Source organism: Rhodococcus olei (genome assembly GCF_039540555.1).
In the GTDB taxonomy this organism is placed as follows: Bacteria; Actinomycetota; Actinomycetes; order Mycobacteriales; family Mycobacteriaceae; genus Rhodococcus_G; species Rhodococcus_G olei.
Genome location: NZ_BAABFB010000014.1, coordinates 1 through 12,252, shown reverse-complemented (window position 1 = coordinate 12,252; position 12,252 = coordinate 1). Strand labels below are relative to the sequence as shown.

The following is a 12,252-nucleotide window of genomic DNA, read 5'->3' as shown; positions in this document are numbered from 1 at the left end:
GCGTGTTGCGCATGTGACCACAGGTGAACGAGGCGACGGATCAGCCCTCGGCCGGACCGGCACGGGCGGCCGCGACGGCCGCGCCCGAGCCCACGGCGACCGGCACGGTCACGGTCAGGAGTACGTCCCAGCCGTCGAATCGGCACTCGCTCACCCGTGCCCCCATGCGCCCGGTGATCTCGCCGGCCGCCGCGCACGCGCCGTCGGCCCCGCGGTCCGCGGACGAGGCGGCCGCCAACGCGCCCAGATCCGCGGCCGCCTGGGCGCGATGCCGGGCGACGACCGCCGCGCCGAGATGACCGACCGTCAGCACCAGCGTGATCAACGCCAGCATCGCGAAGCACGCCGTCACGGTCGCGGATCCCCGATCGTCCCCGGTCGCCGCGGCGGGTCCGGTGCGCATCATCACTCCTCCTCGTCCGATCCGGCGTCCTCCACCGCCGCGATCGCCTCCGCCGACACCTCGAGCGCCGGCAGCAGGGCGGCACCGACGGTGACCCGGGCGGTGACGTGCCCACCGTCCTCACGCAGGTCGATCCGGGCACCAGACGGGGCCACCCGGCGGGCGGCCGCCACCGCGTCCTCCCGGTCGCCGCGGGCCACCAGTCGCGCGGCCTCGCGGGCCGCGTCGACACACCGCACCTGTGCGGTCACCGCGAGTACCGCTGCGACACAGAGCATCACGACGATCGCCAGCGACGCCAACGCGATCGCGGCTTCGACGGTGACCGCACCCCGGTCGTCCCCGACCGGAGCGCGGCCGGGCCCCGGCTGCCGTCCTACACCGACGTGTTCAGCGCCTTCTCGATGATCCCGGTGAGCGCCGAGACGATGCTGTCGCCGGTGACGATCGAGTACAGCACCGCTCCGAACGCCGCCGCGGCGATCGTGCCGATCGCGTACTCGGCCGTCGACATGCCGTCGTCCGTGACCGCCGCGACGACCAGGCGGCGCCGCACCTCCCGGACACCCGAGCGCAGCGCCGATCGTATTCCCCTGTCCGACATCATGTTCCCCCTCTCTCCGCGCCGCGGACGTTCCGCGGCGACATTCTGGTGCGATCACAGCAGGCCCTGCCCGAGCACCCGGGTCGCGAGTCCGATCACGACCGGCGCGATGCCCAGGCACAGGAACGCGGGCAGGAAGCACAACCCGAGGGGGCCGCTGATCAGCACACCGGCACGCTCGGCCGCCGCGGCTCCGCGGTCCTCGACCTCGGCGCGCTGCCCGGCCGCGAGTGCGGCCATCGCGTCTGCCATCGCGGTGCCCGACCGCGCGGATCGTCGCGCCGCCCGCCCCAGGATCTCCGTGTCCGGGTGCACATCCGCCTCCCGCCAGGCCGCATCGGGTTCCGCCCCGAGCGCGAGGAGATTCGCCGCCCGCCTCAACGCACCGGCGAGCGGTTGCGGCGCCCGTTCCGCGACCGCGCCTGCCGTCGCAGGCACCGACAGGCCCGCCCGCAGGCACGCGGCGAACAGGTCGTAGCTTCCCGCTCCCGCCAACGGGTCCGGCGCTGCCACCGGCCGCCGGTGCTCGGGCGCGGCCGGCGCGGACGAGGTCGTCAACCGCGCCCCCGCCGACGAGGCACCGGGTGCGACGAGCAGCGCGACGGCGAGCGCGGCCGCGGCCGCCGCGCTCACGCGGTCACCTTCCCGGTGATCCGGTCCGTCCACAGCAGCCCGGCGCACCCGAACGCGGTTCCGATCACGAGGAGCACCCCGCCGAGCCCTCCGGACAGCAGGACGGCCACCGGCGCCGCGCCCATCATCTGACCGAGCGCGACACCGAGCAGCGGCAGTCCGGCGAGCACCGCAGCGGTGGCCCGCGCACCCGCCATCCCGGCCTCGACCCGGCCGCGGAAACGGATGCGGCCCAGCAGATCCGATCGCGCGGCGTCGAGCAACTCGGCGAGCGCGATTCCGTGTTCCTCCGCGATCCGCCAGGGCCCGGCCACCCGCTCGAGGTCCGGCAGGACGGCCGCAGTGTCCGCACCACCGCCGCCCCGGCCCGCGACCAGTCCCCGCGCCGCACTGCCGCCGAGTCGAGCCGTCGCCGCGGCCCCCCGGAATGCCTCAGCAGCAGCGCCTTTCGACTCCTCAGCGGCGGCGGCGCAGGCCGCGGCGGGGTGGGTTCCGACACGCAGTTCGGCCACCGCGATCTCGAGTCCGGCCAGCAGGGCACGCTGCTCGCGGTCACGACGGCGCGACCGGCGTGCGTGTCGCAGCCGGAGCCGGGTGGTGAGTGCGACCAGCGCCGTCGCGATCCCCGCCGCGGGCCCGGCCACCGCGGCGACCACGATCGCCCCGGCGACCGCGGCGGGCAGGGATCCGCGGCGCACCACCGCGGCCCCGGGCCGAGACCGGCCGGGGGCGGGCCGGCGGCGCAAACGCCCGCGCGCAGACGTCGTGGGCGCGACCAGCAGTGCCAGCGCCGCGGCGAGCACCGCGGCGCTCACCGCCGCGAGCCTTTCAGCCAGAAGCGGAGCCGGTCCGCGCCCGGTCCCCACCCTTCGTGCGGCGTCCACGCGGGCACCACCACGACCTCGCCGGCCGGATTCCGTTCGAGCACGGCGATCTCGGCGAGCGCGCGGCTGCCGTCGGACGCGCGGTGGCAGTGCAGCACCACCTGGACCGCGGCGGCGAGCTGACTGTGCAGGGCGGCGCGATCCATTCCGCCGAGCGCGGCGAGCGCCTCCAATCGCGCGGGGACCTCCTCGGGTGAATTGGCGTGCACCGTTCCGGCGCCGCCGTCGTGCCCCGTGTTCAGCGCGGTGAGCAGGTCGACGACCTCCGCGCCCCGGACCTCGCCGACGACGATCCGGTCCGGTCGCATCCGGAGCGCCTGCCGGACCAGGTGCCGAACCGAGATCTCCCCCACGCCTTCGACATTCGCGGACCTCGACACGAGCCGGACCACGTGGGGATGGGGCGGGGCGAGTTCGGCGGCATCCTCGACGCACACGATCCGTTCCCGCGCCGGCACCGTCGCGAGCAGGGCGGCGAGCAAGGTGGTCTTCCCGGCGCCGGTGCCGCCGACCACCAGGAACGCCAGCCTGCGGTCGACGATTCGCCGGAGCAGCCCGTGCGACTCCTCGGTGAGCGTGCCCGAGGCCAGCAACGCGTCCAGCCCCTGCGTGGCGGGGCGCAGCACCCGCAACGACAGGCACGTTCCGGCCTGCGCGACCGGGGCGAGGACCGCGTGCAGGCGCACCCCGAAGTCCGTGCCGGGAGTGCCGGGAAGCTTCCCGTCCACCCACGGCTGGGCATCGTCGAGGCGCCGTCCGGCGGCCAGCGCGAGCCGCTGGGCGAGACGCCGCACGGCAGCCTCGTCCGGGAACTCGACGTCGGCGCGTTCGAGTCCGTGACCGCGATCCACCCACACCGCATCGGGCGCGGTGACGAGGACGTCCGAGACATCCGGTTGTCCGAGAAGCGGTTCGAGGACTCCGGCGCCCGTCAGCTCGGTCTGGAGGGTGCGCAGCGCGGCGAGCAGGTCCGTGTCGCCGAGCACACCGGACGACTCCGCCCGGATCGCCGCCGCCACCGCCGCGGGCGTCGGTGTCTCGGACGTCTGCGCGAGCCGTCCCCGCACCCGGTCCAGCAGCTCGTCGGAGACCAGGGCACTCACGACGCCACCCCACCGGACTGGACGACGTCGAGGACCGCGGTCGCGGCGCGGCGCAGGGGCGACCGCCGGCCGAGCCGCAATCCGCCCCGCTCGAGCGCGACGTCCAGCCCCGGTTCCGGGCGCAGGGTCGCCAGCACCGGCAGCCCGGTCAGGTCGGTGACGTCCGATCCGCGCAGACCTCCCGGCGCCGGGCCACGCACCACCGCAACGACATTGGGGTGATCGTCCCGCACGGCGGCGATCAGGGTCTCGGCGGCGGCGACGGCACGAACCTGGGCGCGAACCACCACAACCACCAGCTCGGCGAGCCCGAGGGCGGCCGCGGTGAGGTCCCCGGACCGCCGCGGCAGGTCGCAGATAACGGCATCCCCCGCCGCGCGGCCGGACTCGACGACCGCCGTCAGCGCCGCCGGCGACGGCGCGGCCGCGTCGGTGCCGCGACCACACGAGAGGACGGCACCCGCGTCGCCGATCGGCGGCAGTGCGTCGTGCAGGGCGTCGGCCGAGACCGTCCCGCCCTCGATGACGAGCGAGCTCCAGCGCAGGCCGGGTCGACGCTCGGCACCGACCAGGAGGTCCAGTCCGCCGCCGCGGCGGTCACAGTCGACGAGCAGTGAGCGTCGGCCGGGGTGACGGGCCGGCCCGGTCAGCGCAAGTGCGGCGGCCAGTGTCGACGCCCCGGCGCCGCCGTGACCTCCCACGACGGCGATCACGGGCCCGCCCCCGGACGCCTCGCCCGCGCGGCGGGCCAGCGCGGCGACCAGGTCCGCCTCGCCGGCCGGGAGGGTGAGCACCGACTCGGCTCCGACCGCGGCCGCCGCGCGCCACTCCGGCAGGCCCGGCGCGGCCGCACACACCAGGTGGACCCGGTCGCGGCGCGGCAGGTTCGCGGCCACGCAGTCGCGGGCGAAGTCCGCGTCGAGGACGATGTGGGCCGCGCCGGTCCACTGTCTCCGGGGCCCCGGGGTCGCGAGTTCGAGAACGGGACGGTCGGCGGCGGCGGCCGCCCGCCGGATCCCGACCGCCAGGTCCGTACTGCTCGTCAGAACGAGCACAGATGACGGTGAGCCGTTCGTGATCGTGTCCATCCACCGAGCGTGCGGGGAGGTCGGGCCGGACGAAAGGGGTGCTCCACGTTCTGTGGACAACTCCGAACCCTGTGGACAGATATCGGTACACATCACCCGAACGCGGAGGAACCGGACACCGAAAGTCTCGGACGGACAGCCAGTTCCGTGTCCGGCACAGAAGAAGACCCCCGCCAGGGGGGGAGGAGGCGGGGGTCTTCGGAGTTCAGTCCCGGGGGGTCGGACTGAACACACCTAGATCACGTCCAGGTGACTTTGATACTACACCCCGAGTCCGGCAAAACCGCAAGTTCAGGGGCCGCATGTCCGCCTCGTGGCTCGCCCCGCTCGGGATGCGCGGTCCGCAAATGCCCGCCTCACATCCGGGCCCACTAGTCTGTATCCGTGACGGCGAACGCGCACGGCGCTTCGGAGGATCGGCGGGTGGCCGCCTTCTTCGACCTCGACAAGACCATCATCGCAAAGTCCAGCACCCTGGCGTTCAGCAAGCCCTTCTTCGACCAGGGCCTGATCAACCGGCGGTCGGTGCTCAAGAGCAGCTACGCACAGTTCCTCTTCCTCTTCTCCGGCGCCGACCACGACCAGATGGAGCGGATGCGCACGCACCTGACGAACATGTGCGCCGGCTGGGACGTCGACCAGGTCCGGGCCATCGTTGCCGAAACACTCCACGACATCGTCGACCCACTGGTGTTCGCGGAGGCCGCCGATCTGATCGCCGACCACAAGGCGCGCGGACACGACGTCGTCGTCGTGTCGGCCTCCGGCGAGGAGGTCGTGACACCGATCGCCCGCCTGCTCGGAGCCGACCACTCGGCCGCCACCCGGATGACGGTGGTGGACGGGAAGTTCACCGGCGGACTCGACTTCTACTGTTACGGCGAACAGAAAGCCGGCGTCGTCCGTGAACTCGCCGCGACGTACGACTACGACCTCGACCGGTGCTTCGCCTACTCCGACTCGTCCACCGATCTGCCGATGCTCGCGGAGGTCGGACACCCGACCGCCGTCAACCCGGACCGGACGCTCCGCAAGGAGGCGGCCGAAAAAGGTTGGGCCATATTGACTTTCTCGAACCCCGTCCCGCTGCGCGCGCGGCTTCCCTCGACCTCGAGGACCGCGGGCGCGACGTCGGCCGCGGTCGGTCTCGCGGCCGTTCTGGCGGGCGCGCTGACCTACGCCGTATTACGACGGAAGCGCTGACGCGCCCCGAAAGACTGGGATCGATCCAGCACCGATATCCCTTGATGTGCGCCCGGTCACAGGGTACAAAGGAGTTACGGACGAACGGCAGGCCAGGATCGAATCGGAAGAGAAGAGGCGGTCTCCCCACCCGCAAGTCCCAGCACGGACACCAGGCACCCACGCGGAGCGCAAGCCACTATAAGGGCAGAGTCGTTGTGGGCCTGCGTGACTCGAGCACACGTCGGCGAGAACCTTGCACGAGTTGCAGAGGCGAACCGGCGGTACACGAGCCCACGCCGAGGCCGGATCACAGACCATTTTGCACGCTTGGTAACCGGGTAGTCCGTGCTAGCGGGCGGTGAAGTCGACAGCAGTCGGCGGCACCGCCCGTTTCACGTGTTCGGGCCTGGTTCCTGCGTAGCGTTGAGTCGTTGCACCGCAGGAGATTCCACTCGAGCCACGGACTCGCGGTCAGCTCGCGGCGGCCTCCGCGATGGACAGGGCCTCGCGGGCACCCGCCTCGAGGGCACCGCAGCACAGGATCACCCAGCCACCGACGCCCTCGACCGTGCCGGACGCGAAGCCGGCCGCCGCGGATCGGTAAGCCTGCTGCCGACGCAGCCAACTCACCTCCGGCACCCCGAGATTGTGCGGGTCGAGTCCCGTAGAGACGGCGACGAGACGGGACGCCGCGCGCGCGACGACACCGTCGGCCGTACCGAACGGTTCGAGAGCGAGCAGCTCCCCGTGCACCACCGCGGCCAGCACCGGCGCCGGCACCGCGGTTCCCCCGGTGACCAGCTGAGCGAGCAGGTCCAGGCGCTCGGCGACACCGGGCGCGGTTCGCGGCCGACCCAGACCGGTCTCGTCCTCGACCAGACCGGCGGCGGCCAGCAGATGCAGGCGCGCCAACGCCTGCAGCGGGGCTCGTTGCCAAGTCGAGACCGTGATCTGGAGCGCGTCACCGTCGAGGGCCTGGGCGACCCGGAGGGCGCCGGTCAGCACCGGGTCGCCGACCTCGCCGACGCCGGGCAGTTCGGTGCTACCGCCGTCGATCGACGCCGATGCCCGCGCCGCCCGCACGGCGGCCTCGGCCGCGGTGGTCGGCCACCCGCGGCGGTTGGTCTTGTGCCGATGCACCTCTCCGAGCGCGTCACGGGCCCGATCCGCGGCATCCCGCACGCCGGGCAGGTCCACCAGTGGCTGAAGGGGGTCGGTCACGTCGGTCAACGCTACCCGGTGACGGTTCCCGGGCAGGCACGGAGGAGCCGGTACTAACCGGCCCCCGGGCCGGTGGTGTCCGCGTCCCCGAACGTGACCGTGCCGTCGGCATGCACGACGAGACCGGGATTGTGCGCGATCTCCCACCGGTAGCCGTCGGGGTCGACGAAGTAGCCGCTGTACCCGCCCCAGGCCCGGCGCGCGCCGGCGACCAGCACCTGCCCACCCGCACGCTCGGCGGCCGCCAGCACCGCGTCCACCTCCGACTCGCTGGCCACGTTGTGCCCGAGGGTGATCGGTGCCCGGCCCAACTCGCCGGCCGGCGGTGCGGTCGGCCCGGCCTCGCGGACCATCTCGTCGAGCGACCACAGCGCGAGCACCACGCCACCGCCGACCTGGAGGAACAGGACCTCGCCGGGGACGTGGAGCGTCGGCCGCCAGCCCAGGCCGTCAACGTAGAAGCCGTGCGCCCGCGTGACGTCGGCGACACCAAGGGTGACCACGTTCAGATGCTGATGCATGGGCTCACGAAACCATCCCGATTCCGCGTACGTCTTGTCGGTTTCGGCCACTCGTCCCATCGAGTGACCGTCCGTCGCTCGAGAACGACCGATCGTCGCAGTACGAAGCGTTGCAAGGGGGTGCAACGATGCGCCCGAAACGTCATGTGACTACCCTCACAACTGCGCCGAAGAATGCTTCACCACACCGAGAAGAGGGTAAGGGCGATATGACGAGCACGGCCGACACCAACGCCACCGGGTCCGAGATCTATCCGCCGAGCCCCGCGTTCGCGGCGGCCGCGAACGCGGGTCCGGAACTGCAGGCGGCCGCGGACACGGATCGGCTCGCGTTCTGGGACACCCAGGCCCGCCGTCTGGACTGGGCCACCGAGTGGACGCAGGTGCTGGACTGGTCCGACGCCCCGGTCGCGAAGTGGTTCGTCGGCGGCACCCTGAACGTCGCCTACAACTGTGTCGACCGGCACGTGCTCGCCGGCAACGGCGACCGCGTCGCGATCGCGTTCGAGGGCGAACCGGGTGACTCGCGGGCGATCACCTACAACGACCTGCTCGCCGAAGTGTCCAGGGCGGCGAACACCTTCACCGACCTCGGTCTGGTGGCCGGGGACCGGGTCGCGATCTACATGCCGATGATCCCGGAGGCGATCGTCGCGATGCTCGCGTGCGCGCGGTTGGGGTTGACGCATTCGGTGGTGTTCGGTGGGTTCTCCGCGTCCGCGTTGCGTTCGCGGATCGACGACGCCGCCGCGAAGCTGGTGGTCACGACGGACGGTCAGTGGCGGCGCGGGCAGGCGGCCCCGCTCAAGGCGGCCGTCGACGAGGCCGTCGACGGAGCGGAATCGGTCGAGCACGTGCTGGTGGTCAAGCGGACCGGCATCGACGTCGACTGGACCGGCGGCCGGGACCTGTGGTGGCACGAGACGGTGGACAAGGCCTCGCCCGAGCACACCGCGCAGGCGTTCGACGCCGAGCATCCGCTGTTCATCCTGTACACCTCCGGCACCACCGGGAAGCCGAAGGGCATCATCCACACCTCCGGCGGGTATTTGACGCAGGCGTCGTACACGCACCACAACGTCTTCGACCACAAGCCGGGTGAGGACGTGTACTGGTGCACCGCCGACATCGGGTGGGTGACCGGGCACTCGTACATCGTGTACGGGCCGCTGAGCAACGGTGTGACGCAGGTCGTGTACGAGGGCACACCGAACTCGCCGACCGAGCACCGGCACTTCGAGATCATCGAAAAGTACGGTGTGTCCATCTATTACACGGCGCCGACGTTGGTGCGGACGTTCATGAAGTGGGGTCGGGAGATCCCCGACGCGCACGACCTGTCCTCGATCCGGCTCCTCGGCAGTGTGGGTGAGCCGATCAACCCGGAGGCGTGGCGGTGGTTCCGCGACGTCATCGGCGCCGGCACCGCACCGATCGTCGACACCTGGTGGCAGACCGAGACCGGGGCGATCATGATCTCGCCGCTGCCGGGGATCACGGCGACGAAGCCCGGCTCGGCGATGGCGCCGTTGCCGGGGATCTCGGCGAGGATCGTCGACGACGAGGCCCGCCCGCTCGGTGCGGGGGGCAGCGGTTACCTGGTGCTCGACGAGCCGTGGCCGTCGATGCTGCGCGGCATCTGGGGTGACATGGACCGCTACCGCGACACCTACTGGTCCCGGTATGCGGAGGAGGGTTGGTATTTCGCCGGGGACGGCGCGAAGTACGACGAGGACGGGGCGCTGTGGGTCCTCGGTCGGGTCGACGACGTGATGAACGTGTCCGGGCACCGGATCTCCACCTCGGAGGTGGAGTCGGCGTTGGTCGGGCATCAGGCGGTTGCGGAGGCGGCGGTCGTGGGTGCCGCGGACGAGACCACCGGTCAGGGGATCGTGGCGTTCGTGATCCTGCGGGAGGGCGCGGAGAACACCGGTGACACCTTGATCGCGGAGTTGCGGGCGCAGGTGTCGACGGAGATCTCCCCGATCGCCAAGCCCCGGCAGATCACCGTCGTTCCGGAGTTGCCGAAGACTCGGTCCGGGAAGATCATGCGGCGGTTGTTGCGGGACATCGCGGAGGGGCGGGATCTGGGTGACACCTCGACTTTGGTCGACCCGAAGGTGTTCGACGCCATCCGTGGCAAGTGACGGGCGCCGCCCGCGTGGCAAGTGACGGGCGCCGCCCGCGTGGCAAGTGACGGGCGCCGCCCGCGTGGCAAGTGACGGGCGCCGCCCGCGTGGCAAGTGACGGGCGCCGCCCGCGTGGCAAGTGACGGGCACCACCCGCGCGGCAAGTAGCCGGACACCGGCACACGAGGCCCGCACCCTACTCTCAGGGTGCGGGCCTCCTTGCTACCGCTCCTCTCGCAGGGAGTCCGCCAACTGCTCTACGGCCCAGGCGATCTCGCCCCGTTCGATCACCAGCGGCGGCGCCAGCCGAATGGTTCCCTCGTGCGCATCCTTGGCCAGCACCCGGCGGGCCAGCAAACGTTCACAGATGATCCGGGCCGACGGTTGACCGGCCGCCAGTTCCACTCCGGCCCACAGACCGCGGCCGCGGACCTGCGCCACGGCTGCCACGGGGAGTGCGGCGAGCAACGAGTGCATGTACTCCCCCAGTTCCCTACTGCGCCTCTGGAACTCCCCGCTCTCGAGCATGCGCACCACCTCGGTGCCGACCACGCAGGCGAGCGGGTTTCCACCGAAGGTGCTGCCGTGTTGGCCGGGTCCGATGACACCCATCACCGACCAGTCGGCGGCGACGACCGATACCGGAAGAATCCCGCCCCCCAACGCCTTTCCGAGAATGTAGACGTCGGGCACGACCTGCTCGTGATCGCAGGCGAACGTCTCTCCGGTCCGACCCAGACCGCTCTGGATCTCGTCGGCCAGCATCAGGATCCCGTGCTCGTCGCACAGCGCTCGCACCGCCGCCAGGAATCCGTCGGGCGGTACCAGAACACCGGCCTCGCCCTGGATCGGTTCGAGCAGAATCGCAACGGTGTTCGCGGTGACCGCCGCCGCCACCGCCGCGATGTCACCGTACGGGACCGTGCGGAATCCCGGCGGGTACGGACCGAAGCCGTCGTGCGCGTCCGGGTCCGTCGAGAACCCGACGATCGCGATGGTCCGGCCGTGGAAGTTGCCGTCGAAGGTGATGATCTCGGCGCGATCCGGCTCGACGCCCTTCACGTCGTACCCCCAGCGGCGCGCGAGTTTGAGGGCCGTCTCGACCGCCTCGGCGCCCGTGTTCATCGGCAGCACCGCATCTTTGCCGCACAGGCCGCTGACCGCCTCACAGAAGTCCGCGAACACCGAGTGCTGAAAGGCACGACTCGTCAAGGTCAGCCGGCCGAGCTGCCGCTCGACCGCGCCGACCAGGCGCGGATGGCGATGCCCGAAGTTCAGTGCCGAGTAGCCGGCGAGCATGTCCAGATAGTCGATTCCGTCGACCCCACGCGCCCAGGCACCGCTCGCGGTCTCCAGCACCACCGGAAGTGGATGGTAGTTGCGCGCACTGTGCGCGTCCGCCCGCGCCAGTTCGGCATCGGTCGGTGTCGGCGCCGGGTCGCTGCTCACGGCTGCGATCCCGGGGGGCGCCAGCCGCGCAGTTCGAGTGTGCAGCACCTGATCCCGCCGCCCGACTTGAGGAACTCCGACATGTCGACCGGGACCGGGTTGTATCCGCGTGCCCGCAGCTGCGCCGCGAGTGCGGTGGCCTGGGCCGCCATGACCACATTGTGGCCGTCGCTGACCAGGTTCAGGGCAAGCCATCGAGTGTCAGCTTCGGTGGCGATCACGGCATCCGGGAACAGCGAGCGCAGCACGGTGACGCTGCGCTCGTCGAACGCCGACGGCAGGTACGCGACGGTGCGGTCGTCGAGCACGCCCATCGCGGTGTTGAGGTGGTAGTAGTGCGGATCGACGAGCCGCAGCGTCACGACCCGCTTGCCGAAGGCCCACTCCGCCTCGGCGTGCGCCCGCTCGTCGGTCCGGAATCCGGTGCCCGCGAAGATCATCTCTCCGACGACGAGGAAGTCGCCACCGCCCTCGTTGATGTAGCGGGGCCTGACGGCACGGCGCAGACCGTTCGCCTCGAACCACCGCAGCACGTGATCGGCTTCCGGAGCCCGGTGCTCGCTGCGGTAACGGGCCCCGAGCGCGACGCCGTCGACGACGGTCCCGCTGTCGGTCACGAACACCATGTCGGGCAGCCCGGCGACCGGGTCGATCAGGTGCACCCGGTGACCCAGCCCGCGGAACGCGTCGACCAGCGACTGCCACTGGCGGCCGGCGAGCTCGTGATCGACCGGCGTACCGGGGTCCATCCAGTCGTTGATCCGGTAGGCGACGTCGAAGTACGTGGGTGGGCACATCAAGAACTCGCTCGGGGGACCAGGAGTCCGCGACGCGATCCCGGATGCCGACGTCAATGTCATCTGCCTGCCCCCTCCGCATGCCCGTTTCGTCAGTATCCGCGCAGTGCCCGACCTCCGCCACCGATACACGGGTGGCGGAGGTCGGGTGCCGGCGACAGACAGACCCCGGAAATGCCGGAAGGCCCGGGACCAGACAAAGTCTGATCCCGGGCCTCCCGGGGATGATATGTAC

The 12,252-nt window shown here is 71.6% G+C and carries 13 protein-coding genes; 2 read left to right on the top strand and 11 right to left on the bottom strand.

Annotated elements, in window-relative coordinates:
- Nucleotides 1–40: 40 nt before the first annotated feature.
- The 7 genes from ABD951_RS02095 to ssd all read right to left on the bottom strand — a co-directional run bounded on the left by ABD951_RS02095 (nucleotide 41) and on the right by ssd (nucleotide 4,715).
- A complete protein-coding gene (locus tag ABD951_RS02095) occupies nucleotides 41–403 on the bottom strand; it encodes an Rv3654c family TadE-like protein (RefSeq protein WP_345341687.1) in 363 nt (120 codons plus the stop codon).
- Nucleotides 404–405: 2 nt separating this feature from the next.
- Complete coding sequence (locus tag ABD951_RS02090; RefSeq protein ID WP_345341685.1) at nucleotides 406–711, bottom strand: TadE family type IV pilus minor pilin; 306 nt, start codon at nucleotides 709–711, stop codon at nucleotides 406–408.
- A 68-nt stretch (nucleotides 712–779) separates the two neighbouring features.
- Nucleotides 780–1,007: a DUF4244 domain-containing protein gene (locus ABD951_RS02085; RefSeq protein WP_345341683.1), complete on the bottom strand. Its 228-nt coding sequence runs from the start codon at nucleotides 1,005–1,007 to the stop codon at nucleotides 780–782.
- A 54-nt stretch (nucleotides 1,008–1,061) separates the two neighbouring features.
- The gene (locus tag ABD951_RS02080) at nucleotides 1,062–1,640 is read right to left on the bottom strand and encodes a type II secretion system F family protein (RefSeq protein WP_345341561.1); all 579 of its coding nucleotides are present in this window, start codon (nucleotides 1,638–1,640) and stop codon (nucleotides 1,062–1,064) included.
- Nucleotides 1,637–2,455 (bottom strand): type II secretion system F family protein, encoded by an 819-nt coding sequence (locus ABD951_RS02075; RefSeq protein ID WP_345341559.1) that lies wholly within the window; start codon nucleotides 2,453–2,455, stop codon nucleotides 1,637–1,639. Before ABD951_RS02075 ends, ABD951_RS02080 begins: the two co-directional genes overlap by 4 nt.
- On the bottom strand, nucleotides 2,452–3,627 hold the full coding sequence (locus tag ABD951_RS02070) for a TadA family conjugal transfer-associated ATPase (protein WP_345341558.1): 1,176 nt from the start codon (nucleotides 3,625–3,627) through the stop codon (nucleotides 2,452–2,454). Before ABD951_RS02070 ends, ABD951_RS02075 begins: the two co-directional genes overlap by 4 nt.
- On the bottom strand, nucleotides 3,624–4,715 hold the full coding sequence (ssd, locus tag ABD951_RS02065; RefSeq protein WP_345341556.1) for a septum site-determining protein Ssd: 1,092 nt from the start codon (nucleotides 4,713–4,715) through the stop codon (nucleotides 3,624–3,626). Before ssd ends, ABD951_RS02070 begins: the two co-directional genes overlap by 4 nt.
- Before the next feature lie 384 nt (nucleotides 4,716–5,099).
- On the opposite strand from ssd, the gene ABD951_RS02060 reads away from it, so the two are divergent.
- A complete protein-coding gene (locus tag ABD951_RS02060) occupies nucleotides 5,100–5,918 on the top strand; it encodes an HAD-IB family hydrolase (protein WP_345341554.1) in 819 nt (272 codons plus the stop codon).
- Nucleotides 5,919–6,371: 453 nt separating this feature from the next.
- Here the strand turns inward: ABD951_RS02060 and ABD951_RS02055 are convergent, their stop codons facing one another.
- Nucleotides 6,372–7,121: a Fic family protein gene (locus ABD951_RS02055; RefSeq protein ID WP_345341552.1), complete on the bottom strand. Its 750-nt coding sequence runs from the start codon at nucleotides 7,119–7,121 to the stop codon at nucleotides 6,372–6,374.
- Nucleotides 7,122–7,174: 53 nt separating this feature from the next.
- Entirely contained in the window at nucleotides 7,175–7,642 is a 468-nt protein-coding gene (locus ABD951_RS02050; RefSeq protein ID WP_345341550.1) for a VOC family protein, read from the bottom strand.
- Nucleotides 7,643–7,851: 209 nt separating this feature from the next.
- Between ABD951_RS02050 and acs the strand changes: the two genes are divergently transcribed.
- Nucleotides 7,852–9,789 carry an acetate--CoA ligase gene (gene acs, locus ABD951_RS02045; protein ID WP_345341548.1) on the top strand — a complete coding sequence of 646 codons (1,938 nt, stop codon included), beginning with the start codon at nucleotides 7,852–7,854 and terminating at the stop codon, nucleotides 9,787–9,789.
- A gap of 204 nt (nucleotides 9,790–9,993) precedes the next feature.
- On the opposite strand, the gene rocD is transcribed toward acs, so the two are convergent.
- Nucleotides 9,994–11,220 carry an ornithine--oxo-acid transaminase gene (gene rocD, locus ABD951_RS02040; protein WP_345341546.1) on the bottom strand — a complete coding sequence of 409 codons (1,227 nt, stop codon included), beginning with the start codon at nucleotides 11,218–11,220 and terminating at the stop codon, nucleotides 9,994–9,996.
- The gene (ddaH, locus tag ABD951_RS02035; RefSeq protein ID WP_345341544.1) at nucleotides 11,217–12,017 is read right to left on the bottom strand and encodes a dimethylargininase; all 801 of its coding nucleotides are present in this window, start codon (nucleotides 12,015–12,017) and stop codon (nucleotides 11,217–11,219) included. Before ddaH ends, rocD begins: the two co-directional genes overlap by 4 nt.
- Nucleotides 12,018–12,252 lie beyond the last annotated feature (235 nt).

Excerpts from the sequence above, each read along its gene's own strand:
- ABD951_RS02085 (WP_345341683.1), bottom strand. The coding sequence starts at position 1,007 with ATGTCGGACAGGGGAATACGATCGGCGCTGCGCTCGGGTGTCCGGGAG.
- ABD951_RS02050 (WP_345341550.1), bottom strand. The coding sequence starts at position 7,642 with ATGCATCAGCATCTGAACGTGGTCACCCTTGGTGTCGCCGACGTCACG.
- ABD951_RS02095 (WP_345341687.1), bottom strand. The coding sequence starts at position 403 with ATGCGCACCGGACCCGCCGCGGCGACCGGGGACGATCGGGGATCCGCG.
- ddaH (WP_345341544.1), bottom strand. The coding sequence starts at position 12,017 with ATGTGCCCACCCACGTACTTCGACGTCGCCTACCGGATCAACGACTGG.
- ssd (WP_345341556.1), bottom strand. The coding sequence starts at position 4,715 with ATGGACACGATCACGAACGGCTCACCGTCATCTGTGCTCGTTCTGACG.
- acs (WP_345341548.1), top strand. The coding sequence starts at position 7,852 with ATGACGAGCACGGCCGACACCAACGCCACCGGGTCCGAGATCTATCCG.